The sequence below is a fragment of the Fodinibius sp. Rm-B-1B1-1 genome (assembly GCF_038594945.1).
Classification (GTDB): domain Bacteria; phylum Bacteroidota; class Rhodothermia; order Balneolales; family Balneolaceae; genus Fodinibius; species Fodinibius alkaliphilus.
Map to the genome: position 1 here is coordinate 552,030 of NZ_JBCFYD010000001.1, position 24,280 is coordinate 576,309.

The 24,280-nt window shown below is 45.6% G+C and carries 23 protein-coding genes and 1 pseudogene; 19 read left to right on the forward strand and 5 right to left on the reverse strand.

Going from position 1 to position 24,280, the window contains the following annotated elements:
* Positions 1-22 precede the first annotated feature (22 nt).
* The 19 genes and pseudogenes from AAFH98_RS02500 (at position 23) to AAFH98_RS02585 (ending at position 16,792) form a co-directional block, all read left to right on the forward strand.
* Positions 23-244, forward strand: a complete 222-nt coding sequence (locus AAFH98_RS02500; protein ID WP_342521089.1) for an SHOCT domain-containing protein — start codon at positions 23-25, stop codon at positions 242-244.
* Between the two features lie 127 nt (positions 245-371).
* Positions 372-1,577, forward strand: coding sequence for a permease (locus tag AAFH98_RS02505; protein WP_342521090.1), 1,206 nt, complete (start codon positions 372-374; stop codon positions 1,575-1,577).
* An 18-nt stretch (positions 1,578-1,595) separates the two neighbouring features.
* A complete protein-coding gene (locus AAFH98_RS02510; RefSeq protein ID WP_342521091.1) occupies positions 1,596-2,669 on the forward strand; it encodes a DUF2231 domain-containing protein in 1,074 nt (357 codons plus the stop codon).
* Between the two features lie 18 nt (positions 2,670-2,687).
* Complete coding sequence (locus AAFH98_RS02515; RefSeq protein WP_342521092.1) at positions 2,688-3,137, forward strand: nuclear transport factor 2 family protein; 450 nt, start codon at positions 2,688-2,690, stop codon at positions 3,135-3,137.
* A 78-nt stretch (positions 3,138-3,215) separates the two neighbouring features.
* Positions 3,216-3,362: a hypothetical protein gene (locus AAFH98_RS02520; RefSeq protein ID WP_342521093.1), complete on the forward strand. Its 147-nt coding sequence runs from the start codon at positions 3,216-3,218 to the stop codon at positions 3,360-3,362.
* 78 nt (positions 3,363-3,440) lie between these two features.
* Entirely contained in the window at positions 3,441-3,887 is a 447-nt protein-coding gene (locus tag AAFH98_RS02525; protein ID WP_342521094.1) for a MerR family transcriptional regulator, read from the forward strand.
* Between the two features lie 113 nt (positions 3,888-4,000).
* Entirely contained in the window at positions 4,001-4,381 is a 381-nt protein-coding gene (locus AAFH98_RS02530; RefSeq protein ID WP_342521095.1) for an ArsR/SmtB family transcription factor, read from the forward strand.
* Entirely contained in the window at positions 4,378-4,995 is a 618-nt protein-coding gene (gene merTP / locus AAFH98_RS02535; protein ID WP_342521096.1) for a mercuric transport protein MerTP, read from the forward strand. Before AAFH98_RS02530 ends, merTP begins: the two co-directional genes overlap by 4 nt.
* A 3-nt stretch (positions 4,996-4,998) precedes the next feature.
* On the forward strand, positions 4,999-5,208 hold the full coding sequence (locus AAFH98_RS02540) for a GDCCVxC domain-containing (seleno)protein (RefSeq protein ID WP_342521097.1): 210 nt from the start codon (positions 4,999-5,001) through the stop codon (positions 5,206-5,208).
* Between the two features lies 1 nt (position 5,209).
* A complete protein-coding gene (locus tag AAFH98_RS02545; protein WP_342521098.1) occupies positions 5,210-6,559 on the forward strand; it encodes a dihydrolipoyl dehydrogenase family protein in 1,350 nt (449 codons plus the stop codon).
* A 148-nt stretch (positions 6,560-6,707) separates the two neighbouring features.
* The gene (locus AAFH98_RS02550) at positions 6,708-7,178 is read left to right on the forward strand and encodes a hypothetical protein (RefSeq protein ID WP_342521099.1); all 471 of its coding nucleotides are present in this window, start codon (positions 6,708-6,710) and stop codon (positions 7,176-7,178) included.
* Positions 7,179-7,297: 119 nt separating this feature from the next.
* The gene (locus AAFH98_RS02555; protein ID WP_342521100.1) at positions 7,298-8,665 is read left to right on the forward strand and encodes a TolC family protein; all 1,368 of its coding nucleotides are present in this window, start codon (positions 7,298-7,300) and stop codon (positions 8,663-8,665) included.
* A 28-nt stretch (positions 8,666-8,693) separates the two neighbouring features.
* Entirely contained in the window at positions 8,694-9,911 is a 1,218-nt protein-coding gene (locus AAFH98_RS02560; protein ID WP_342521101.1) for an efflux RND transporter periplasmic adaptor subunit, read from the forward strand.
* 39 nt (positions 9,912-9,950) lie between these two features.
* The gene (locus AAFH98_RS02565; protein ID WP_342521102.1) at positions 9,951-13,055 is read left to right on the forward strand and encodes an efflux RND transporter permease subunit; all 3,105 of its coding nucleotides are present in this window, start codon (positions 9,951-9,953) and stop codon (positions 13,053-13,055) included.
* A gap of 61 nt (positions 13,056-13,116) precedes the next feature.
* Entirely contained in the window at positions 13,117-13,437 is a 321-nt protein-coding gene (locus AAFH98_RS02570; RefSeq protein ID WP_342521103.1) for a P-II family nitrogen regulator, read from the forward strand.
* A gap of 81 nt (positions 13,438-13,518) precedes the next feature.
* Complete coding sequence (locus AAFH98_RS02575) at positions 13,519-14,085, forward strand: helix-turn-helix domain-containing protein (RefSeq protein WP_342521104.1); 567 nt, start codon at positions 13,519-13,521, stop codon at positions 14,083-14,085.
* Positions 14,082-14,293, forward strand: a pseudogene (locus AAFH98_RS15045) (GDCCVxC domain-containing (seleno)protein). Before AAFH98_RS02575 ends, AAFH98_RS15045 begins: the two are co-directional and overlap by 4 nt.
* Positions 14,294-14,479: 186 nt before the next feature.
* On the forward strand, positions 14,480-14,848 hold the full coding sequence (locus AAFH98_RS02580; RefSeq protein WP_342521105.1) for a SpoIIAA family protein: 369 nt from the start codon (positions 14,480-14,482) through the stop codon (positions 14,846-14,848).
* Positions 14,849-14,854: 6 nt separating this feature from the next.
* Complete coding sequence (locus AAFH98_RS02585; RefSeq protein WP_342521106.1) at positions 14,855-16,792, forward strand: heavy metal translocating P-type ATPase; 1,938 nt, start codon at positions 14,855-14,857, stop codon at positions 16,790-16,792.
* Between the two features lie 444 nt (positions 16,793-17,236).
* Here AAFH98_RS02585 and AAFH98_RS02590 read toward each other — a convergent pair whose 3' ends face one another.
* The 5 genes from AAFH98_RS02590 to AAFH98_RS02610 form a co-directional block, all read right to left on the reverse strand.
* Entirely contained in the window at positions 17,237-20,431 is a 3,195-nt protein-coding gene (locus AAFH98_RS02590) for a type I restriction endonuclease subunit R (protein WP_342521107.1), read from the reverse strand.
* A 15-nt stretch (positions 20,432-20,446) separates the two neighbouring features.
* Complete coding sequence (locus tag AAFH98_RS02595; protein ID WP_342521108.1) at positions 20,447-21,325, reverse strand: hypothetical protein; 879 nt, start codon at positions 21,323-21,325, stop codon at positions 20,447-20,449.
* Positions 21,326-21,557: 232 nt separating this feature from the next.
* Positions 21,558-22,421, reverse strand: coding sequence for a DNA adenine methylase (locus AAFH98_RS02600; protein WP_342521109.1), 864 nt, complete (start codon positions 22,419-22,421; stop codon positions 21,558-21,560).
* A 5-nt stretch (positions 22,422-22,426) separates the two neighbouring features.
* Entirely contained in the window at positions 22,427-23,806 is a 1,380-nt protein-coding gene (locus tag AAFH98_RS02605; RefSeq protein ID WP_342521110.1) for a hypothetical protein, read from the reverse strand.
* A 230-nt stretch (positions 23,807-24,036) separates the two neighbouring features.
* Positions 24,037-24,228 carry a histone H1 gene (locus AAFH98_RS02610; protein ID WP_342521111.1) on the reverse strand — a complete coding sequence of 64 codons (192 nt, stop codon included), beginning with the start codon at positions 24,226-24,228 and terminating at the stop codon, positions 24,037-24,039.
* Positions 24,229-24,280 lie beyond the last annotated feature (52 nt).

The window sequence follows — 24,280 nt, forward strand, 5'->3', positions numbered from 1 at the left end:
AACAACACAGTGGTGAGATCTTATGCATGATTTCAATTTCTTTGGAGGTGGATGGATGATGTTTATCTGGTGGTTTCTAGTTATCGCGCTGGTCATAGTTGCTGTCCGGGCCGTAATGAACTCTGGTCCAGCCAGTCAGACTCAGCCTAAAGAAACACCGATGGAAATCCTTAAACGCCGGTATGCTGAGGGCGAAATTGATGAAGAGGAATTTAATAAGAGAAAAAATGAATTACTTAAGTGATTATAACTGATATAGTTATTTATTAATCAAGTACTTTAATATCCCATTATAATCTAATACCATGCGCCCGGTTTGAACGACTGGGCGTATGCACTTGAAAGCAAAAATTTAGCAACCATTATTACTTATGGATTTTTTAAGTCTATACGGTGAATCAGCAAAAACGGCACTGGGTTTTTTCTGGAAAGCCGGCTGGGCTTTTGTGCTGGGCTACTTTGTGAGCGGTATGATCCAGGCCTTTGTCCCCAAGAAAGAGCTTACCAAATATATGGGAGAAGCTGATTTCAAAAGTATTTCACTGTCCACTTTCTTTGGAGCGGCTTCCTCGTCCTGCTCGTTTGCTGCATTAGCAGCAGCACGGGCCCTCATCAAAAAGGGAGCTCATTTTATTGCCGGTGTGGCTTTCATGTTTGCATCCACAAATCTTGTTATTGAGCTTGGAATATTGATTTTAATCTTCCTGGGATGGCAGTTTTTAGCCGCGGAACTTATTGGGGGACTTGTACTTATTGCTATAAGCAGCCTGCTCATCAAATGGACCTATCCCGACAGCTGGCTGGAGGCCGCCCGGGAGAAAGTAGAAAGCGAAGGGGACGAGCTGATCGAAGACTTTGACTGGAAAAAACGCATCAAAAGTAAAGAAGGGTGGCAACTGGTAGGTCACAAATTTGTCAATGACTGGAAGATGGCCTGGGAGGATATCCTGATTGGATTTACTATTGCCGGCTTTGTGGCCGTGCTGGTCCCCGAATCGTTCTGGGCGAGCCTTTTTCTGACGGAAGCTCAGCACCTGCCCGGCTGGCTGGTAACCTTGGAGAATGCCCTTGTAGCTCCTTTTGTAGCAGCTGCTACCTTTATTGGTTCTATGGGAAATATTCCCCTGGCAACAGTCTTGAATCAAAACGGAGTCCTCTTTGCCGGTATCATGGGCTTCATCTATTCTGATCTGATGGTACCACCGCTTGTTCACATCAATGCCAAATACTACGGCTGGCGGGTAGCGCTTTATATAGCCGGTGTGATGTTTGTTAGTATTGTTCTTACAGCACTCATCTTAAACGGACTCTTCTCATTTCTGGACATCGTCCCCGAAAGCAGGCGGGTCGTATCGGAGATCACCCAATTCAAAATTGACTATACCTTCTGGATGAATCTCATTTTTATCTGGATAGCCGGCATACTTATATGGCTGCATAAAAAGTACATGCAGACCCATGGAATGAAAATGATGGATATGGAAGGCGGCGGAAAGATCAAGAGAATTGCTGTCTCCATATTTATTATCATTAATGTTTTAGGATTATCAGCATTCGCATATACGCAACTGTTATAATTAATAGAAACTCTTGTTATGGAATTAATTCCCGAATGGGCACCCAATATTCACCCGATCCTTGTTCATTTCCCAATAGCCATTATTCTGCTGGCGGTATTGATGGACTTGTTAAACTTCTTTCTACCCGATAACTGGTGGGATGATCTAAAAACAACGATCCTTTACGGAGTTGGCGCTGTTTCGGCTATTGCCGCTTACTATACGGGCAACCTTGCGGCCAACAGCGTGTTTCTGCCGTCGGGAGCGCAATCAATCTTAACCGAACATAGCGACTGGGCTCTCTGGACGGTATGGTTTTTCGGTATCTACGCCATACTACGGATCTTGCTCCACTGGTATCAAAAAATAGATCAGCAGGCCATTCGAATCGGGCTGTTTGTCCTTGCATTGCCTGGGGTATTCTTCCTCTATGAAACCGGCGATCACGGTGCACAATTGGTCTTTGGCTATGGCGCCGGCACCGGGCAGTTGTTACAACAGGAGGAAAGCACTTCTGTCGCAACCGACAGCCTGATGGCTGAAACAGGTACCACGTTCACCGTTCAGGAAAACGGCAATTGGTCATGGGAAATGGGGCCCAATGCGGTGAGCGCACTGCTCGAAAATTTCCACTGGCTGGAAGGCTCTATTCAGGATCTGCAACCCGCTGTAGTTAAAAGCGACAACAACTATCTGCTGCAGTTGAGCGGAGACTCCCTGTCGAATTTCTTTACCGGCCATAATTCCTTCCAAAACGTGCAAGTAGATTACTACCTGGACCTGTCTGATTTTGAGGGAGATATTTCGCTCGTTAACCACGTGCAGGATGCCCAAAACTATGATTTTGTGACCTTAACTTCCGATGGCAAAATATCCCAAGGTCGGGTTAGTGACGGCAACCGTGAAGTATTTGCAGAGGAGTCCTACTCCGCTTCAGGGATGCTATTTATTCGCACTGTGGGCAACGGCACGCATTTCCGGGGTTATATCAACAAAGAGATGGTTGTTCATGGCCATGGGGATGCCCCTGAGGCCGGAAGTGTGGGGCTAAAGCTAAATGGAACTGGAACCATACTTATTGATCGAATGACCTTAACGCAACTCAATTAATCATTTTAAAACTATATTATGTTTACACGAATATCACTAACTGCAGTTTGTCTGTTTATAATCGGAACATCCATTGCTATAGGACAAGATTCTCCTACAGAGAGAAATGTAATTAAGACGCTTGATGCATTCCACCAAGCCATTATTGAGAACGACAGTCAAGCAGCCCAGAATCTACTCTCAGAATCAGTCCGAATCCTGGAAGGCGGAAATATCGAAACTAAGGAGGAATACTTGTCTCACCATTTTCATTCTGATGGAAAATTTCTGAGTGCCATGAAACGTGAAGTTGAATCACGTAATGTTTCGATTGATAAAAATACCGCCTGGGTCTCAACTCAAACCCATACCTGGGGCACCTATAGCGATAGAAAATTAGATCTTAGCAGTCTTGAACTGGCTGTCCTGAAAAAGGTAGAAGGCAACTGGAAAATCTCCGCGCTTCACTGGTCGTCTAGCAATAATTAATATTATTTGACTCTCGACCATGGTACAGGCCTTATATTATAGGTGAATTGCATTCTATAATAAACAAAAGATATTGTTATGCCACTTAAAAAAGGAGAAGTTTACCGGTGTCCCGATGACAGTTGCGGATGCGAAGTCACGGTTACCAAAGGAGCACCCAGCGACTGCTCGGGAATGCAAAACCCGACTTGTTGCTGTGGGAAAACGATGGAAAAGGTTAATTAAAAACTTTACTGGGGTGACATCTTTTCTAGGTGCCATCCCCAGTTTATTTATTATATTTTTCTTCATATGAGAGAAGACATGAACCAAAAGTATGAGGGCATCACCACGTTTAAAATCGGGGAAGTAGCCCACCGGGCGGGGGTCAACAAAGAAACGGTTCGTTATTATGAGGAGCGGGAACTGATTCCCAAACCAGACCGACGCCGTTCCGGCTACCGGATCTTTACACAGCGACACATCGATCAAATCCGATTTATTAAGCGGGCACAACAGCTAGGGTTTACCCTCAGCGAAATTAAGGAGCTACTGGAGCTGCGTTTGGATGAAGATACCACCTGTTCGGAAATTAAACAGGAGGCCCAAGAAAAATACCAAGATGTCAAAGAGAAGATTGAAGACCTGCAACACATTAAGGAAATCCTGATTGAGCTGATCGACTCATGCGCCGGGGAAGGACCCAAAGGAGATTGCCCAATTCTTGGCGCCCTCGAAGGAGAGACAGAAACCGGTAAACAGCTAAGATAACCACCTTCAGTAATAGGTATGGACAGTTTAAATTTTTATTTAAGTATTTAATTAAATAAGTAAATTATAATACTTATGTTGTAATAATAAAACGCAACCAACAGCCAGTATTTATGAGCAAGCAAGAATGTATTCGTGAGGTCGCCGACCTAAACCAGATTAACCGTTGTATTGATTCCCTGGAAGAAGTAGAAGGATCTATTGACCGGTTAACTAATATTCTGAAACTGGCAGCCAACGACGTGCGCCTTAAGATCCTTTATCTGCTTAGCAAAGAAGAGCACCTTTGTCCCTGTGACCTGAGTGATATCCTGGATATGAGCGTGCCGGCCATCTCCCAGCACCTGCGAAAACTGAAAGACGGGGGACTGGTGGAAACCGAGCGCGACGGACAAACCATTTTTTACTCGCTGAATCCGCTATTTAATGAGATTCTTTCACCCAATTTTGATCACATTAAAGACAACAATATCCTGGAGGTGTTAGCCGCATGAACAAGCAAAACCAAGATTACACTGATACGAAATGGATGGGCGCCGGCCTTTTTGCCGCGTTTGTGGCATCCCTCTGCTGCGTAACTCCAGTGTTGGCATTTCTGGCAGGTATTAGCGGTGTGGCATCGACCTTTTCATGGGTTGAGCCTTTTCGGCCGTATTTAATTGGTCTGACCGCCCTGCTGCTGGGATTCGCCTGGTATCAAAAGCTCAGGCCCCAATGGGATCCGGAATGTACCTGTGAGGAGGACCACTCTTTCTGGCAGACCAAAGGATTTCTGGGTGTGGTAACCGTCCTGGCTGCCCTGCTGCTGGCATTCCCGTATTATTCGGACGCCTTTTTCCCCAGCCAAGAAAAACAAGTGGTTTATGTACAGGAAAGCCAGGTGCATACCATCACCTGGGACATTAAAGGCATGACCTGCACCGGGTGCGAGGCGACTGTCGAAAATGCTGCCAGCGGTGTAGATGGGGTTCTAGAAGCTGACGCTTCGTATGATACCGGTAAGGCGACCGTTAAATACGATCAGAGCAAGACCAACCGGGAGGCCATTACAGCTGCTATTAATGAGACCGGATTTACTGTCGTTAATAATGTAGAACCGAACAATTAAACGATGTCGAATATTACTAAAATATCTACAATCACCTGTCCTGAATGCGGGAATCAATCGGAGGAGGAAATGCCAACCGATTCCTGCCAGTTTTTTTGGGAGTGTCCGAATTGCGAAGAAGTACTAAAACCACAAAATGGCGACTGCTGCGTGTTCTGTTCATACGGGGATACCCCATGTCCGCCTATTCAAGCCAATAAATCCTGTTGCTGATATGGCTAAACACTTTGACCTCATTGTTATTGGCACCGGATCGGGCGGCTCAACGGCCGCCGGAAAATGCGCAACAGCGGGCTGGAAAGTTGCACAAATTGACTCGCGCCCCTTTGGAGGTACCTGCGCCCGTCGGGGCTGCGACCCCAAAAAAGTGCTGGTCGGGGCCGCTGAACTAATTGATTGGAACCTTAGGATGAAGGGCCACGGTATTTCCGGTGCTACGTCCATCGATTGGCAGGAGTTGATGGAATTCAAACGCACCTTTACCCAGCCCGTACCGGAAAATCGAGAAAAGGGCATGGAGAGGGTAGGCATTACTCCTATTCACGGACGGGCATCTTTTGTAGATGAAGAAACCATTGAGGTAAATGGCGAAACCCTGAAAGCTAATAATTTTCTTATTGCCGCCGGAGCAAAACCAGCTCCACTTCCTATCGATGGATTTGAGCACTTAATCACCAGTACACAATTCTTAGAACTGGACGAACTACCCGACAAACTTATTTTTGTGGGCGGAGGGTATATATCCTTTGAGTTTGCCTTTATCGCTGCACTGGCAGGCGCCCAGGTAGAAATTCTGCATCAAGGAGAGCGCCCCCTGGAAGGTTTTGATGCAGATTTAGTTAACATACTGTTGGAGAGGACCGGAGAATTAAATATCAAGGTCCATCTGAATACCGAAGTAAAGTCCGTTACAAAGGATGGAAATTCTTATAGAGTAGAAGCCTCTCAAAAGGGTAATGCGCAAACCTATACAGGAAACCTGGTCATCCACGGTGCCGGTCGCGTTCCTGACATAGATAATATGCAACTGAAAGAAGGAAACGTAGAACGAACTAAAGAAGGAATTAAGGTAAATGAGTACCTGCAAAGTATTAGCAATCCCAACGTTTATGCTGCCGGTGATGCCGTTGATTCCAATGGCCTGCCATTAACCCCGGTAGCCGGATTTGAATCTCATGTTGTTGCTTCGAATCTGCTGGATGGAAACCACCGAAAAGCAGAATATCCGGCTCAGCCTACCGCAGTGTTTACCATCCCGCCTCTGGCTATGGTCGGGTTAACCGAACAACAGGCTCGCGATGCGGGCAATGACATAGAGGTCAACTTCAAAAAAACAGATGAATGGTATTCCTACCGGCGGACCAATGAATCAACCGCTGCTTTTAAAACCATCATCAATAAAGAAACCGGTCACATACTCGGAGCTCATATTTTAGGGAGTAAGGCTGAAGAGATTATTAACCTCTTTGCAATGGCTATGAACCAGAACCTGAAAGCAACAGCACTAAAAAAGATGGTCTATGCTTATCCTTCTCATGCTTCCGATATTCCGTATATGGTTTAACCTATTTTATCTTCTGTTGTTTTCGAAAAACATGTTAAAATTTTGCAATCACTAAAAACCTATAATAGTCTTTTAAGTTCTTAGTCATTTTCGCTTTTTTCCCTCCCAGCTATTCCCTAACTTTGGGCTTAATTTAAAAGATTTCCAAATGCATCAGATCCAATCCACATACAAGAAAAGCCTCAAGAGCATCACGCTTGCCCTTCTTTTCCTGTTTGGACTGCATTTTCTTAGCATCCACGGATTTGTTGACAGTCTCGTCTATTGTTTTGAAGAAGATGGGCAAATCAATATCGAATCAGAAGTCGGTTCCATCTTCAGCTTCCCTTCGGAAGATGTCGTTCATGCTGAAGATCAGCACGTTCATGAAGAGCCTACCTTTGATAATGTAGAAGACAGTCACCATGATGTCTCCCTTTCTCTGATTTGCTCAAAAGAACAACAGACCACCCGGTTTGATCAAGAACGCACACTCAAATTTCTTGATGGAATTCTGAACAGTAAGGTTGAAAACCTCCCGCAATCACGGGTCTTTCAACTTGTTTCTTACAGCCCTCCTTTGATTGAGGATACGATAACAGCTTCGCTCAAAACGGTTGTTCGCATCCTCTACAACTAAGTAGTTCCAGCCCTTCCATATCGCCATTTCACTTGCAAGTAATGTAATCAGGTAAGGAATAGTTATATCCTTCTGGTTCTGCTTGCCCCTCTATAACAACAAAAATTGGCTGGAAACACATGAAATTATTTAAACCACTACTGGCCCTCGGCATGCTTGTGCTTGCTGCCGGTTGTGCCACAGAAGAAACCGTTATTGAACCACCTTCAGAAAGCACACTGGGAGACCAAACCTACGAGACGTCTCCCGCCTTAAATATGAACGTAAACTCGCAGGATACTACAACCAAGGTCACCATTTCAGATACGCTGACCTTCTCGGATGCGCTGTCCAAAGCCCTGCTCGAAAATCCCCAGCTGCAAAGCTACGGCTGGCAGGTGCGCGTCAAAGAAGCCGAACGCATTCAGGCTTCGCTTCTTCCGAACCCAACTCTTAACGCCGAGATGGAAAACTTTGGCGGGACGGGACCCTTTGAAGGCTACGACGGCCGAGAAGTAACCGTCAAATTGGGACAGAAAATCCTGCTGGGCGCTGACCGACTTAAGCGCAAACGACTGGCAAGAGCCACAAAAGAGTTGGCCGGATGGGATTATGAAGCCCAACGGCTGGACGTGCTGACCGGAGTGACCAAAGCCTACATCTCAGCACTGGAAGCTCAGCGCCAGTGGCAGCAGCAAAAAGAGCTGGTTGATGTGGCGCAAAACCTGTACAACTCCATATCTGCCCAAGTGAAGGCCGGAAAAGTCTCCAAGCTGGCCCAGACCAAAGCCCAGGTTGAGCTTTCCCGCGCAAAAATCGATCTGGAAAATGCCCGCAGTAAATGGGAATCCGCTCGTAGCTCACTGGCTGCCTACTGGGGAAGCGAGCAACCACAATTCAAGCAGTTAAAAGGTCAGCTGAGTATGCCTTCTGCTATTCCCGAATACGCCAAGGTGCAAACCTATATCCAGCGCAATCCGGATGTGGCGCGGTGGGCTACCAAATTACAGCAGCGCGAATCTGCTCTTAACCTGGAACAGGCAAAAGGCATTCCCGACATCACCGTGAGCGGTGGATATAAACGCGCGGAGGATTTGGGTGCCAGCGCCGCCATAGTAGGCGTATCTATACCTCTACCCTTCTTTGATCGCAATCAGGGGAATATCAAAGCGGCGAAGTATGAGCTCAGTCGCGTGGAAACCCAAAGGGAAGCGGCTGTCTCACAAACCTACAAGAACCTGCGAACAGCATACAATAAGCTCGATGCAGCGGCCCATGAGGTCAATCAGCTGCAAGACCAAGTATTACCCGGAGCTAAAACGGCTTTTGAGGCGGCCCAAACCGGTTACCGGCAGGGTAAGTTCGATTACCTGGAAGTACTGGATGCCCAGCGCACGCTGTTTTCCACGCGCACTCGCTACATCCAGGCCCTGGCCGAATACAACCGGGCCGTAGCCGAAGTCGAACGCCTCATCGGCACGCCCCTCTCTGAAATTTCTGCAAACTAATTTTTGAACGAATATAGAATTACCAATCATGAAGAATCTAACAATATTAACACTTGCCGGACTTCTATTAGGTAGTCTTTTGGCAGGCTGTGGATCTGATTCAGATTCCCAAGCCAACACCCAAAACGAACAACATCAACAGGAATCGCAACACAGCGGAGAAACCCAAAAGCATGCCCGTGAAGTGCATCTGACCGAGCAGCAAGAAGGTAACCTCGGCATCAAAGTGGAAACGCTGTCCGAAGGAAGTGCTTCTTCAACCATTTCACGACCCGCCAGCGTTGGATACGATCTGGATCAAATAGCAAAAGTTGGTCCCCGTATCGAAGCAAAGGTAGTGAAAGTCATAAAAGACTTGGGAGATCGAGTTAAGCAGGATGAACCGATTGCCCTCATGAGCAGCGTGGGCTTGGGGAAAGCCAAAGCCGAATTTATTCGACTCCGGGCCCGACTCAAAGCCGAAGAGGCACGCTACAAACGTGAGCAGTCGCTGTATGATCAGGAAATATCTTCACAAGCCGAGTTGCTGGATGCCGAGGCCAATTACCAGGAAGCCAAAGCCGAACTGAATTCTGCGGCTGAGGCTCTACGCCTCTATGGGTTGTCAAAAAAGGACATCGAAAATATACAAGCGGGCAGCGATGAGCCCTTGTCTAACTTTTACCTGACGAGTCCGCTCGACGGGGTGATCCAGGAGCGGGATATTTCGCCCGGACAAACGATTAGTCCCAGTGAGACGCCCATCCACGTAACCAACCTCTCCAAAATGTGGGTGATGATTGATGCCTACGAGCAGGATATCCGGTATCTGGACAAAGGCCAAAATGTAAGCCTTTCGGTTCGAAGCATCCCCGGACAGACGTTTGAGGGAAAAACAGACTGGGTCTCATATAGCCTCGAAAAGCAGACGCGCACCATGCCGGTTCGCGCGGTTGTTGAGAATCCGAACCGAAAGCTACGAGCCGGAATGTTCGGTACCGCTCGCATATCAACAGGGAAAGAACGGAACGTTGCGATGATTCCCATTGATGCGGTACAAACGATTGAGGGTGAGCAAGTGGTGTTTGTCCCCGGCAACGAGGACGGCAGCTACAAGCCGGTCAAGGTCATGCTGGGCAGCGAGAATGAGGGCTATGTAGAAATTGCTTCGGGCCTGAAACCCGGCCAGCAAGCCGTCATCGCCGGAGCCTTTGACCTGAAGTCCGCTCTTACCGCTCAGGGACGAAGCGCATCCCACGGACATTAACAGCTCGTTGCAATATAGAATTTCTTAAATGACAGACTTATGCTTCAACAAATAATAGACAACGTATTAAAGAATCGTTTGACGATCCTCATTCTGGTGGCGGCCGTTGGCGTCTATGGATACTTCTCTTTTGAGGATGTCCCTATTGACTCCTTCCCGGACGTATCGCCTACCATGGTGCAGGTGTTTACCTCCAGCCCCGGTCTTTCTCCGGTGGATGTGGAGACGCAGATCAGCTACCCCATTGAAATCTCGATGTACGGGCTGCCCAAGCTAGATCGCGTGCAAAGTACCTCCATTTTTGGGCTCTCGCGCGTAAACATTTACTTCGAGGATGGCACCGACATCTATTTTGCTCGGCGGCTGGTCATGGAACGACTCTCCAAAGCCAAAGAATCTATTCCTGATGGGTTGGGACAACCCCAACTGGGTCCCATTACTACCGGACTCGGGACCATCATGATGTACGAAGTGACCAACACCGATACCGCCGACCACTCCTTGATGGAGCTTCGCACGGCCCAGGACTGGATCGTAAAACCCCAGCTGCGGACCGTACCCGGCGTTACCGGCGTACTTTCTCTCGGTGGGGATGTCCGCCAGTTCCAGGTCAATGCCGATATGAACGCCCTTATTTCACGGGGACTTACATTAGAAGACCTGGAAAAAGCCATCAACAGCAACAACCGGAATGTGGGTGCTTCCTTTTTGGAACGAGGAGGCGAAGAGTATCTCGTCCGCGGCTACGGCTGGATTAAGCCAGACAAGCAGGGGCTGAAGGATATCCGAAACATCATTGTCAAGAACTCTGGCGGTACGCCCATTTACGTCAAGGATGTCGCCAAGGTGGAATTCGGCTCCGAGATTAAACGGGGGACCCTCATTAAAGACCAAGAGGAATCGGTGGGTGGCTTTGTGCTCAAGCTCATTGGTACAAATACCCAAGACTTGCTGGCCCAAGTGGATCAAAAGATCGATGCCATTAATAAAGCACTGCCCGACGGCATGATTATGAAACCGTTTTACTCGCAGGGACAGCTCGTCAGCAAAGCCGTAGGTACGGTAAGCAATGCCCTGTACATCGGGGCCATTCTTGTGCTAGTCATCCTATACTTTTTTATGGGGGACCTTCGCTCGACACTTATTATTATATCCACCGTTCCCATTGCATTTTTGATTGCCTTCATTGGGATGAACCTCATGGGCATATCGGCGAACTTGATGAGTCTGGGGGGCTTGGCGATCAGCATTGGTATGATCGGGGATAGTGCCACCGTGATCGTGGAAAATACCTATCGCCTGCTGGAAGAACGGGATACCGAAAATGTATCTCTGGTGCGGGTGGTAGGCGAAGCTGCACGCGAAGTGATACGCCCGGTGATCTTTGCGACCAGCATTATTATTATCGTATTCATCCCGCTCTTTTCGCTGGAAGGCGTCGAGGGTAAAATGTTTAAGCCCCTGGCCTATACCATTACCTTTGCACTGGGCGGAGCCATCTTTCTAGCCCTGACCTACATCCCGGTCATTTCCAGCTTTATCCTTCCGGACAAAGGGATGGACAAAGAGCCGTGGTTGGTCCGCAAAGTAAAAGGATTCAGCCGCCCGCTGATTGAAAAAGCAACCCAGTTCCCCAAGATGGTCTTCGGTGGGGCCTTGGTGCTGTTTGCCGCAAGCATGGCCGTGTTCCCATTCCTGGGAACCGAATTTCAGCCGACCTTACGGGAAGGAACCTTTGCGGTTCGCTCTGTACTACCTCCGGGCGCTAACTTACCGACTACCAAAGAATACACGAAGCGTATTCAAGAGTCGATGCAGACCTTCCCCGAAGTGCAAGGCATCTATTCCCGCGTAGGACGTGCCGAAGTAGGCGGCGATCCCGAGCCGGTGAACGTGGTCTTCAACGTGGTGAACCTAAAACCGCTCGATGAGTGGGAAGCAGGACGCAGCTATGAAGAGCTGCAGTCGGCGATGGCTGAAAAACTGCAGGAAGATCTGCCGGGCGTGGCTTCCAACTTTTCCCAGCCTATCCAGCTTCGTACGGATGAGCTGCTCAGCGGCGTCCGCGCCCAGGTAGTGGCCAGCTTGTATGGTGATGATCTTGATACCCTGGCTCAAAAGGCCCAAGAGATTGCCGAGGTCGCCAAAAGCGTAGAAGGAGCTGTGGATGTCCGCGCCCAGCAACAGGGCGGCAAACCGCAAATCCTCGTGCGACCTGATCGCGAGCAGCTGGCGCGACTGGGCATCAGCATTGACGACTTTCTGAATACCGTGGAAACCGGTATTGGCGGTTCGGTAGCCGGACAGGTATTCGAAGGCATTCGCCGCTTCGATATCTTCGTGCGTCTGCAGGAGAACCAACGCAAACGCATTGAACAAGTGCGGGAGTTACCCGTTCGTACCGCTAAAGGCTCGCTGGTACCGCTCTCCCAAATTGCAGATGTAGAAGTCTTTACCGGGCCCAAGCAAATATCCCGCAACAAAGCGAGTCGTCGAACCTATGTGCAACTGAACGTACGCGGCCGAGATATGGGTAGTGTCGTGAACGAGATCCGCCAAAAAGTCGAAGAGCAAGTAGATCTACCGGCCGGATATTTTACCGAATACGGCGGACAGTTTGAAAACCAACAGCGGGCCATGAATCGCCTGATGGTGGTGGTGCCCATTACCCTGGGACTGATCTTCTTTATGCTGTTTTCCACCTTTGGAAGCTGGCGCTATGCGGTACTTATCTTCCTGAATATTCCGTTTGCCACCATCGGGGGCATCTTTGCCCTCTGGATTTCCGGGCTATACCTGTCGGTACCGGCTGCGGTAGGCTTTATCGCGATCTTCGGTATTGCGGTGCTTAACGGACTGGTGATTGTATCATATATCAATCAGCTGCGAGAGGAAGGCATGTCCACCGAGAAGTCAGTCGTACGGGCTTCGCTGCTGCGCCTGCGTCCCGTACTGATGACCGCCTTGACCACCGGTTTGGGCCTGTTGCCGCTACTGCTAGCCAATGATATCGGCTCCAACGTGCAGCGCCCGCTGGCGGCCGTGGTTGTAGGTGGATTGTTTACCTCTACCCTGCTTACGCTGGTCGTACTGCCGACCATCTACAAGTGGTTTGCCGAACCGGTCACACACGCCGAACTCTAAATTTTAATACCTAAACCTCCAAGGTTTACAAGACCTTGGAGGTTTTATAAACAAAAATATTATGAAAGAGATCAAAGCTTTTATTCGAACCAACATGATCGATTATGTCATTGACGCCCTTGAAAACCTTGAGGATGCCCCCGGCATTACGCTGAGTGACGTGCGCGGTTGGGGACATGCCCAAGAAAAAGAAGCTGCTCAACTGGTCCAGCGTATTAAGCTGGAAACTGTTGTACCCACAAATAGAGTTGATGAAATAATTTCGGTGATCGTTGAAAAGGGGCACACCGGAAACTACGGAGACGGAAAGATATTTGTATCCAACGTAGAACAAGCTGTACGCATCCGCACGGGGGAAACCGATAACGATGTCATACGATAACCAACGTCCCATCACTATCCCCGAGACTGTCACTGTTTGACCGCAGTGACAGTTTTCTCAAATTATCATACCTTTTAAGTTATGGATCACAAACATTTTCATATCAAAAACATGGTGTGCAGCCATTGCGCTGAAGTGCTGCAGGAAAAACTCACCGACGCCGGCTTCGAGGTCCAAAAGATTGAACTTGGTGAACTTTACCTATCTAAAGCTGTTACCAAGAAAGAATATGAGCGCCTGGTATCTATAATTCGCAATAATGGCTTTGACATCATCGATGATGAAAACAGCCGTATTGTTGAGCAAATCAAACAGCTCATTATCCGGCAAGTCCGATCAGAAGAACCATTAGAAAAGAACCTGTCCGATTATCTCTCTGAGAACATTCACAAAGACTACCAGCACCTTAGTCGCCTGTTTTCGGGAGTCGAAGGCAAGTCTATAGAGCGGTACTTTATCCTGCAGAAAATTGAACGTGCCAAAGAGCTCATCGTCTATGATGAAAAGACGCTTGGCCAGATCGCTTTGGAACTAGACTATAGCAGTCAGCAACATTTCTCCAGGCAGTTCAAAAAAGAAACCGGGTTGTCACCCTCCCATTTTAAAGAGATCAAGGAGAACAAGCGAAATTCAATTGATCGGCTATGAGCAAGGTGCAATTAGAATCAACCATTACCTGTTCAAACTGTGGACATAAAACAACCGAAACAATGCCCACGGTTTCCTGTCAATTTTTCTGGGAATGTCCCGATTGTGGCGAAGTGTTGAAGCCCAAAAGGGCGATTGCTGCGTATTTTGCTCTTTTGGAGAGATACCCTGTCCTCCTGTTCAAGAAGATGAACAACATTGCTGTTAGCAGAAATCAACTTTTCTATCAACCACTGACGGGCCTGCTGATCACATGACACCTTAAAACACGCTGTCCTAAACTCATTTTCCGCATAATTTTGCACAAGATTCACATAAAGATGCAAGCACTCTTAGCAATCGGCATTTATTTTGGGAGTAGAAATTAAAGGTCGAATAAAAACACGGAGTGTTAATGATTGAAGTGAATGCTCATACTGATGAAGACATTCTTGCCATTAAGGCATCGGGTAAACTTTCGAAAGAAGACCTCGATGACCTCAAACCGGCTTTAAATAAGTTTATAACTGCATCTGATGATCCCCATTTAATCATGATACTGGAAGATTTTGGGGGATGGCAGGAGACCGCAGCGTTTTGGAAAGACCTACAGCTTGATGCCGAATACATCGGATATTTTGACCGCATTGCGGTAGTTGGAGATAAAAAATGGCAAGAGTGGGGTACGAAACTCGTCGATCCCATTACCAAGGAAGAGATGCAATTCTTTCCCATCGACCAAGCAGGGAGTGCATGGGAATGGCTCAAACAAAATCATAACTAAGTAATCATGTCATTTATAAAAAAATATAAAGAAGCCGTAACCAGCGCCCTGTTTTTAGCAGCGGCCTTGATTGTTGAACACGGGTTTTCGTTTGCTGGTCAGCCCTACGTGTACTTGCCATTGTATGGGCTTTCCTACATCGTTGTGGGTGGGCCGGTGTGGATGAAAGCATTTAAATCGATAAAAGGCGGCACTATATTCAGTGAGTTCTTGCTAATGGGCATTGCCACTGTAGGTGCTTTTGCTATTGGCGAATTTGCTGAAGGAGTGGCCGTCATGCTCTTTTACATGGTAGGCGAATACGCCCAGGATGGAGCGGTGAACCGGGCAAAGCAATCCATTAAGAGCCTGATAGATCAACAACCGGATAAGGCTACGGTAGAACGAAATGGGACCACCGAAAGCGTTCACCCCTCCAAGATTGAAACAGGTGAAATAATCCAGGTAAAACCCGGCGAAAAAGTACCACTGGATGGAGAACTCCTAACCGAAAAGGCTTCCTTTAATACCGCAGCCCTGACCGGTGAGTCAAAACCCATGAGTCGGGAATCGGGTGAAGAGGTATGGGCCGGTTCAATCAACCAGGACCGACCGGTCCGTATTAAAGTGACTAGCGGCTATGAGGATACCAAGCTATCCAACATTTTAACGATGGTCCAGGAGGCCTCCAAGCGAAAAGCCCCGACGCAACGCTTTATGACGAGGTTTGCCAGTATCTATACCCCCATCGTCGTTTGGCTGGCAGTAGCTCTTACGTTCGTCCCGTATTTTGTAGTTGAAAACTATGTGTTTCAGGATTGGTTCTATCGCGCTCTTATTTTCCTTGTCGTCTCTTGTCCGTGTGGATTGGTTATTTCCATTCCCCTTGGTTATTTCGGTGGTATCGGGGCAGCCTCCCGAAACGGCATTCTGCTTAAGGGTTCGGATTTCCTTGATCAGCTGCGAAAGATGAAAACCTTGTTCATGGACAAAACGGGCACAATGACCGAAGGCAGCTTTGAGGTTCGCGACATCCATCCCGTGAATGGATATAGCCAGGAAGAATTGCTTACACTGGCCGCTTCCCTGGAACAGGGCTCCACCCATCCGATAGCAAAAGCGATTCTCAACCGTACCAATGGGAAACAGCTGCATCCCGTAGAAAATCAGCAGGAAATTTCCGGCAAGGGATTAAAGGGAACAGTCAACGGGAAAACTGTTGTCGTCGGAAACAGTGATCTATTAGAGCAGCATGGTATCAGCATATCTTCTACCGACCTTGATGATCCTTATACCTATGTGCAGGTGGCCGAGGATGGCACCCATGTTGGTACCATCAGCATTGCGGATCAGATTAAAGAGGATAGCAAGCAGGCTATTGAGAGCCTTCGAAAACATGGAGTCAACGAAATCGTGATGCTTTCCGGGGATAACCAAGAAGTGGTTGATCATGTTTCCCGAAAATTGGGGCTGGATCGAGCGTATGGAAGCCTGTTACCTGATGAAAAATATCGCCACGTCGAGCAAGCACTAAGCCCATCCAAAACAGTGGGATTCATAGGGGATGGCGTTAATGATGCTCCGGTCATTACACTGGCCGACATTGGGATAGCCATGGGCGGGATTGGATCGGATGCTACCGTTGAAACGGCTGATGTGGTTATTCAAACCGACCAGCCATCTAAGATACCACTGGCTATTGAGATCGCAAACTTTACGCATCGCATCGTATGGCAAAACATCGGGTTTGCGTTGGGGATTAAAGTCCTGGTGATGGTTCTGGCCACCTTGGGCATGGCCACTATGTGGGAAGCCATTTTTGCTGATGTCGGTGTAGCCCTTATTGCCATTGGCAATGCCATCCGCATACAAAATAAGTATTCCGATAAGGGATTTAGCTTTAAAGCTAAAAAGCCTTCTGCAAGTCAATCGGAGGGGCAACCTAACGCCTGTTGTGAAATCTAAGAATTCACCCACCAATCGGGAAACCGTTTCCCCTTATTCCCTTTCGGTACTACAAAAAGTACTACATGAAATGCCAAAATCGCAGCCCATTTCACGCACAGGAATATATCGCATAGATTACGGATCAGGAGGTTAGGGGTTCGAATCCTCTCAGGCGTACTCTCTACTAAGCCCATGACTCACAAAGAGTTACGGGCTTTTTTATTTGCTTATTTCTCCTCTATTTTACGGCTTTTATTTGCTCTGGTATCAGAATGGTATCAGTAATTAATCCGTCTCCCTCCATATATTTAGCCTTTTACTTTCAAACGGTCAACTTTTAGGGAAGCTTACACTTTTGTCTTCAAAAAGTGTTAATAACTGATCCAATTCGTCTGCTCCATTTCCAGCATACAACAAAGATAATCCCCAGAACTAACCATTGGCAAATAATATTACTTGCAGTCAATACGACTGATACACATGATCAAACACCTCGTTACACGTCTGAGCGAAGAGCTGACGGTCGTATTGGTCAGGTAATACGTTATCCAGCTCATTTTCAATGGTGACTTTCACATCAGCGATGCGCTGCTGCTGTTTGGTCCAGTCCATAACCAACTTTTCCTGTTTCAGCTTCTCGATAAGCTCTGATATCCCTTCTTTAATCTCTTTTCTTTCACTCTCTTTCAGATCTATTTTTTCGCGCTGCGTTATTAAATCATACAGGGCCAACTCCTCTTCGGTCATGTTTTCTTTGGCACTGCGCTCACGCTCTTCGTTCAAATCCTGCTGCAGTTTCAAAAACTCCTCGAACTGCACATCCAAATTGATGCTGTAGTTATTGTATTTCTCGATCATCTCCTCGAAGCGCTCCTTGAAGTCCATGCGCGTGCGGTTCTGCTCGACCATCTGTTGAATCTGGTTCTCAATCTTGGTCTTCATCTTCTGCAGGGCTACGCGCTTATGTTTCTTCTTGGCAAAGCGCTCTTTAAGCTTCTCAAAATCAATCTGCCCAATATCTACCAGATCATTATCCCCGTCAATCCGGTAAGGTTCACTTACAATAGACTCGTCCAGCTTACCCTCAATCTGCTTGCGGATATCCGAAATATCATCATTCTCTTCCGGACCCAGTATCTTGATGCGATCTTTAATTGCTTTAAGGGCTGAGCGAACCGGCAGAAACTCCTGGGCATTAGGATCGGGCAGGATCGCTTTATACAGTTTATTCACCACATTGGCATGGGTAACAAATTCTTTCTTTTTTTCCTCATTGATAAGCACTTCTTCCACGGCATCATCGACCGCATCCCCTAACTCCTCGTACTCAACAATAGCCCGAGCAAATTCTTTCTGGTACTTTGAAATATCCAACCCTTCGGCCTCAATGATTTTATCCAGATCCACGTCCTGCTGCTCACAAAACGCCCGGGCTTCGGCCACGGCTTCCCGTAGCTGATTCACCAGCTCTTCTTTATCCTTGACGGGATTGGTAGCATCAGGATCTTCCGGCTCGTGTCCTGTCGCATAGGTGGCCAACGCTTTTTGCAAGTTGCGAAAGACGCCCACATAGTCCACAATCAGTCCGTTGTTTTTATCTCCATACACCCGGTTGGCCCGCGCGATGGTCTGCATGAGCGTGTGGTTCTTCATGGGCTTGTCGAGATATAATGTAGACAGGCTCGGGGCATCAAAGCCGGTAATCCACATGGCGCAGACAAACACCAGCCGTAGCTCGTCATCGGGATCTTTAAATTGTTCTTCTAAATTCTCTTTCTCCTTCCGCTTGCGATGGGGACGAATATCCAGTCCTTCCTCTTCAAACTCCTTAATCTCATTCTGGGACTTGGATATCACCACGGCCATGTCGGTTTCTTTCATATAGTTGAGCCGCTCCAACAGCCTATCCCGTTCCATGTCTGTATTAGCAGACTCCAGCTCTTTCTTCACGCGCCGCTGTTCCTTCTCCCACTCCTCCTGCACCAGATCATACATGCGCACGGTCGTAAAGCGGTCGATACAGATCATCATGCCCTTACCCATGTAGCCGCGATCCAGGAAGTGCTGGACCATATCTTCTGCTATAGCTTCAAGGCGATCCTGCCGAGTAATCAGGTGGTACTCCTGGCGGAACTCCCGCTCCAGCTTCTCTTCCTGCGCTTCGTTAAGCATGGCCTCATCGAGCAGCTCTTCAAGCTCTTCATTTATATTTTCATTGGTCAGCTGCAGTTCGGGAATGCGATTCTCATAATAGAGCGGCACTGTGGCCCCATCCTCAATAGACTGCTGAAAATCATAGACACTGACGTAGTCGCCAAACACTTCCCGGGTTTTTTCATCCTGACCTTTGATCAGGGGCGTTCCGGTAAAGCCGAGGAAGGCCGCATTTGGTAGCGCCTTGCGCATATTCATGGCCAATTTATCGTACTGGGTACGATGGGCCTCGTCGGTGATCACAATAATATCATCGTCGGTGCTGAGCACCGGAAACTCTTCGTTATCCCGGTCGTGAAACTTGTGAATAAGCGTAAACACGTAGCGATGATTTTCGCTGAGCAACTGCTTAAGCTCTTCTTTGCTGTCGGCCCGGATTTCATCTTCGGGCTCAGTTACGGCGCCTACGGAAGCAAAGTTGGAATAGATCTGATCATCGAGATCCGTGCGGTCCGTAATAATGACAAACTTCCAGTCCCCGACCAGCTCGCGCATGATCTTGCGCGTCAGAAATACCATCGAAAAGCTCTTGCCACTGCCCTGCGTATGCCAAAAGACACCAAGCTTACCTTCATTTTCCCCGATATGTTTAACCGCCTCAATGGCATTGTTCACGCCTAAATACTGGTGGTTACGGGCAAATAGTTTCTTAGGGTTGGACTTGGCACTTTCAAAGAGAATAAAATGCTCCATCAGATCCGACAGCCGTTCTTTCTCACAGATACCATAGATGGCCGTTTGCAAGCTCACCAGCCCCAGCTCATCTTCATCGCTGATCTTCTTCCACTCCCCGTAAAACTCCCACGGTGAGGTAATCGTCCCCACCTTGGTGTCGGCACCGTTGGAGAGAATAATCACTTGGTTGTACCAGAATAGCTGCGGAATCGTATCTTTGTAATCGCTGATATTATACTGGTAGGCGTCCTTGACACTGCGGCCGCCCCTTTTGAGTTCAAACAAGATCACCGGCAGGCCGTTGACAAAGGCCACCAAATCGGGACGCTTGTTGCCATAATCCCCATGCACCCATAGCTGGGATACCAACAGGTGATCGTTGTTTTCGGGCTTCTGCCAATCGATCACTTTTAGTGTTTTGCGGATAAGCGAGCCGTCTTCATCGCGATACTCCAGGTCCACTCCGTTGCGCATCAGCTCGTATATCTGCTTGTTGGCACGGACCTTATGCATGGAAGAGCGGTCCCGGGACAACCGGCGGACGGCCTCTTCTATGTGTTCCTGTGGTACCTCGGGATTGAACTCCTCCAGCTTATCTCGAAGTCGTGGTTGTAATACAACCTGATCACGAGTTTCTCGTCCTAATGTACCATCATCATTTTCAGTCGCCAATACCTCTTCGTAGGCGTTAATCGTCTCCCATCCCAGTTCGTCAAAAAGATCAATGGCCGGCTGTTCTACTGCGTGATCTTCGGAGTATTTCGACATGATTAATTTCAAATTTTAATCTGCAAATTCTACCTCAGCTGCAGGAGAATTACCATTTGACTCACTTATTGAAACTATTGCAGCTCTCAACACTTGTAAACATATTTTTGCTGTTTCTTTGTCTGGAGCAAAACCAGATTTTTTCTGCTGATAAGGATGAATATAATTCCTGAAATCTCTTAAACCATGACTAAACTTTTGCACATCGAGATTTAGATAGTCTAACCTATAAGCAACATCTATGAACTGTGCTAATGACCAATCAAAAAATTGCTTTACATTCCCATCATCGTCTTTTGGACTTGCATCACATTGATTAAATTCTTTCGGGTTATTTTCTGCGACACCCAATAAAACCCCTTCTAAAATACTACCACAAAGAAAAATTGTTGCCAAAGACGCTCCTGAACCTAAACACCTTTGAGCTTCTTCAAAACGAGCTTCTACAATTTCCTTAATAGGCTGTTCAAGACCTAGACCATCAAAGGAGATACTACCAAAATCTTTTTTCAAGAACTCTCTATCTTCATCAATTTTCTGCTCTTCATTTAATAACCCAGCTGCAATCCCCTTGCAATTTGTATAAATAGAATTCTCAGAGGGGTCATCTCCATTCATACTAACTTTAAAAGCATAAATATCGAGCAACTCATTTAACAAATTACCAACTTTTTCATCAGATTCTTTTTCCCAGAAAGCTCTTAATCTTTTTGCTTTTGATGTTCCATACTTTTCGTACTTCTGTGTCATTATATCTAAGTCAGTAGTATCTTTGACAATAGATCGAAATTTAGCATTTGTTATATTGGCATCTACATTTCTAAGAATGTAACCTGTTCCCATCCCAAAAAGCTCTTCAAAATACTGTTTATCTGTTGGGCTTAAATCAGCCATAAATTTACACGATCATTTATTTATCTCTAATTCATGTAATTTTCCCACTGCTGCTTTAAAAATCCCCTCATTCCTCCGGCCAAACTACACCGCGGATAAATCTCCTTAAACTCTTTTCGAGCTTGCAAGGAAGAATCCGATGCTATTTCTTCTTTTTGGGCCAAATACAGCATGGCAATTCCAGGCGATCGGCTCCTGCCCTGATTACAATGCAATAGCAACTTTCTACCCCTTACTCTTCATATTCTGTTGGAAAAGAAATAGAATTAGAATAGATCATTAATTCTTTAGCTTTCCGATGAGTATTAGCAGAATAATTTATATCGAATGTTTTCCTTGAACGGTCCGCATAAAGCTCTAAAATTTCGGGTACATTATCATAAGTTAAAATCCAATTTAAATCGACATTTTTATTTAAAAAATCAGCTAAGGCTTTATGATCAGAAGATTCATAATGATTCAAATACAACGAACTCCCTTTAACATAATACGGGGGATCAATATAAAATAGTTGGCGCCCATTTTGATGATCAAAATCGTTCATCAATTGGATGCCATCTTTATTAGTTACATCTATTCTAGAATTATATAGAGCGATTTTTTTAATTCTTTTTATAAGTGTTTCCTTTTTGTAACGTGCTCCAATTCCCCATTTTGAAGACTGATCAAAGCCACCTATAGGTCGACCTTCAATTATCCCCGAATGATTGGTTCGATTTAAATAAAAAGTAGCAAATCCTAATTCATATTTATTTGAATCAGGATCTTGGTAAATATCCCTTTGTTTATTCCACTCTTTAATACTTATATCTTTTTCACGAATTTTATCTATCAAATACTTATGATCATTGATAAGTATATCCCAAAGAGAATAAATAGCTTTGTCAAAATCATTAATAACAATACGATCAACCTTTTCTAATATTAAAAGTGACAAAGCAGCACCAGCTCCACCTGCATATGGCTCGATATAAGTGCATCCGCTTATTTTATTCTTTTCAATTACATTTGATAGAAACTCGGTTAATTTAGCTTTTCCCCCTGGATATCTAAGGGGACTATAGAACTTTGATGGTCGTGATATAATTGACTTCATAATATTTATTCACTAATCAAATGTCTTACTAACGATTCGATTTTACCCCATGCACTACGTACATCTTTAGGTGTAGAAGTCCAATTTTCATTATGGTGTATCATATTCATTCTAGTCAATGAATATTTATCCTTCCAATCTCTAATCATTTGTTCAGCAATATCCTTAATACCTTGATCCTCTATTGAACTACATTTATCTGAAGCAATATAGCTAAGCATTTCACTTAGGCTGGGATAATGTTTGTCATGCTTTTCGATAGAATTATATTCATCAGTTGATTTCAAGTAGTAAACCAAACTACATTCCAAAAAACTCCTCATAAAGTCGTGAATTGCATTAGGATGATTCTTAACACTTAATGTCCGTAGCTCATCATACATTAATTTTAAAGACGCGCTAGTGGCATTAAAAGGAAGATCCTTAACATAAAACAATCCGCTAGGAGTACGTTTAGACCTATTCTTTTTTTTATTCTCTTTATTTTCCTTTTTGTCTTTCTCTTCATTTTCAACTTCTTCAAAATCGCCTGAATCAAAACTTCCATCATCAGGCTCTTCAGATTTAATCTTATCCTCAATTAGGTCCAAATATTCTTTCCTCTCACTAATCGAGTTATATTTCCTTGAATCAATAACCCCTACTGCAACATCTTTTACTATGTGTTTGTATCTTTTGGAAAAATCTTTTTGACTAATATTTCCTTTGACCTTCCCTTTTTCTGTAAACTCTATGCCTAAAAATTGTTGCACATTCTCATCATTATAAAATCGCTCAAGGTTTGTGATTGGAAATTTTCTTTCATCCAAAAGTTTTTCTTTTGCCTCTCCATTGATCTTCAAATTTTTTGCCAATTTATGCATTTCTAGCATTTTAATTGACCTTGTAATATCATGGTCTGGATATTCTTGATTGATTTCATCAATACTTTTGCCATTTTCCATTAAACTTTTAAAAAAATAAGCCTTCCTTAATGGTTGCCATGGACGTCTGTAATTTACAGTGTGTTTACTAGCAACAAGATCATTAGTACTATCACGATTAGGTGCAACTACGACATTAATATGGGTAATATTCGGATTATTTAAATCCTTTATTCGACTCTTGAAATTCGGAACTAGCTCTGGTTCTAATAAAGCCTTTAAAGCAGCCAGCCTCCTATTCCCTTCGACCACCACGAAACGTTTATCTTCTTCTATAACTATCGGGAGCTCATCTGGAAAGACATTATTCCTTGAGTAACTTTTAGCAATTTTAAATGCTTTTTCATTGCTAAACATATCTTGAATTAGAGCACTCTGATTAGGCTCACTAATAGGTGTTCTGATATTATTTTCATCAAGAAAAATGTCCGTAACAGGCAACCTCTTTATTGGCCAATTCATAGATACTATTCTTTAGTATTTAAATTTTTATTCTCTTTCATAAACTTCGGCAATAGTAAATCTCTTGTCGCTTTCAACTTCTCATTTGCTGACTTAGCAGAGCAATTTCTTTAACCGTATTTATCCTCACATTTTTTCTTCCCAAAGTTTCAACCATACCTTTAAGACTAACGAGAAAGGGGATACGGAAGAATCCGCATCCCTTTTCGAATGCTTAATCAAACTTCTCCCTACATTTCTTTGGCTTCGGCTACAGAAGCTTTCTTATAGGGCGTCAATAACTTCTTCAAGTTATTGGCAGCTTTTCTGGCTCTGCGACCAGCAGCTTTATTATCCTTTTGATCGAAGTCTTCGTGGTTTTCTTCTAACTTTTCCCACTCTTCTTTCATTTGATTGAAGAGACTAACTGTGCTTTCATCCATAATTATGTTTTGTTTATTTGTTTTTTAGTGAGGACACGTTAATCGCGGTTCT

What these genes read in the sequence shown, in the direction of transcription:
- AAFH98_RS02500 (WP_342521089.1), top strand. Translation starts at nt 23, where the DNA reads ATGCATGATTTCAATTTCTTTGGAGGTGGATGGATGATGTTTATCTGG.
- AAFH98_RS02505 (WP_342521090.1), top strand. Translation starts at nt 372, where the DNA reads ATGGATTTTTTAAGTCTATACGGTGAATCAGCAAAAACGGCACTGGGT.
- AAFH98_RS02510 (WP_342521091.1), top strand. Translation starts at nt 1,596, where the DNA reads ATGGAATTAATTCCCGAATGGGCACCCAATATTCACCCGATCCTTGTT.
- AAFH98_RS02515 (WP_342521092.1), top strand. Translation starts at nt 2,688, where the DNA reads ATGTTTACACGAATATCACTAACTGCAGTTTGTCTGTTTATAATCGGA.
- AAFH98_RS02520 (WP_342521093.1), top strand. Translation starts at nt 3,216, where the DNA reads ATGCCACTTAAAAAAGGAGAAGTTTACCGGTGTCCCGATGACAGTTGC.
- AAFH98_RS02525 (WP_342521094.1), top strand. Translation starts at nt 3,441, where the DNA reads ATGAACCAAAAGTATGAGGGCATCACCACGTTTAAAATCGGGGAAGTA.
- AAFH98_RS02530 (WP_342521095.1), top strand. Translation starts at nt 4,001, where the DNA reads ATGAGCAAGCAAGAATGTATTCGTGAGGTCGCCGACCTAAACCAGATT.
- merTP (WP_342521096.1), top strand. Translation starts at nt 4,378, where the DNA reads ATGAACAAGCAAAACCAAGATTACACTGATACGAAATGGATGGGCGCC.
- AAFH98_RS02540 (WP_342521097.1), top strand. Translation starts at nt 4,999, where the DNA reads ATGTCGAATATTACTAAAATATCTACAATCACCTGTCCTGAATGCGGG.
- AAFH98_RS02545 (WP_342521098.1), top strand. Translation starts at nt 5,210, where the DNA reads ATGGCTAAACACTTTGACCTCATTGTTATTGGCACCGGATCGGGCGGC.
- AAFH98_RS02550 (WP_342521099.1), top strand. Translation starts at nt 6,708, where the DNA reads ATGCATCAGATCCAATCCACATACAAGAAAAGCCTCAAGAGCATCACG.
- AAFH98_RS02555 (WP_342521100.1), top strand. Translation starts at nt 7,298, where the DNA reads ATGAAATTATTTAAACCACTACTGGCCCTCGGCATGCTTGTGCTTGCT.
- AAFH98_RS02560 (WP_342521101.1), top strand. Translation starts at nt 8,694, where the DNA reads ATGAAGAATCTAACAATATTAACACTTGCCGGACTTCTATTAGGTAGT.
- AAFH98_RS02565 (WP_342521102.1), top strand. Translation starts at nt 9,951, where the DNA reads ATGCTTCAACAAATAATAGACAACGTATTAAAGAATCGTTTGACGATC.
- AAFH98_RS02570 (WP_342521103.1), top strand. Translation starts at nt 13,117, where the DNA reads ATGAAAGAGATCAAAGCTTTTATTCGAACCAACATGATCGATTATGTC.
- AAFH98_RS02575 (WP_342521104.1), top strand. Translation starts at nt 13,519, where the DNA reads ATGGATCACAAACATTTTCATATCAAAAACATGGTGTGCAGCCATTGC.
- AAFH98_RS02580 (WP_342521105.1), top strand. Translation starts at nt 14,480, where the DNA reads ATGATTGAAGTGAATGCTCATACTGATGAAGACATTCTTGCCATTAAG.
- AAFH98_RS02585 (WP_342521106.1), top strand. Translation starts at nt 14,855, where the DNA reads ATGTCATTTATAAAAAAATATAAAGAAGCCGTAACCAGCGCCCTGTTT.
- AAFH98_RS02590 (WP_342521107.1), bottom strand. Translation starts at nt 20,431, where the DNA reads ATGTCGAAATACTCCGAAGATCACGCAGTAGAACAGCCGGCCATTGAT.
- AAFH98_RS02595 (WP_342521108.1), bottom strand. Translation starts at nt 21,325, where the DNA reads ATGGCTGATTTAAGCCCAACAGATAAACAGTATTTTGAAGAGCTTTTT.
- AAFH98_RS02600 (WP_342521109.1), bottom strand. Translation starts at nt 22,421, where the DNA reads ATGAAGTCAATTATATCACGACCATCAAAGTTCTATAGTCCCCTTAGA.
- AAFH98_RS02605 (WP_342521110.1), bottom strand. Translation starts at nt 23,806, where the DNA reads ATGAATTGGCCAATAAAGAGGTTGCCTGTTACGGACATTTTTCTTGAT.
- AAFH98_RS02610 (WP_342521111.1), bottom strand. Translation starts at nt 24,228, where the DNA reads ATGGATGAAAGCACAGTTAGTCTCTTCAATCAAATGAAAGAAGAGTGG.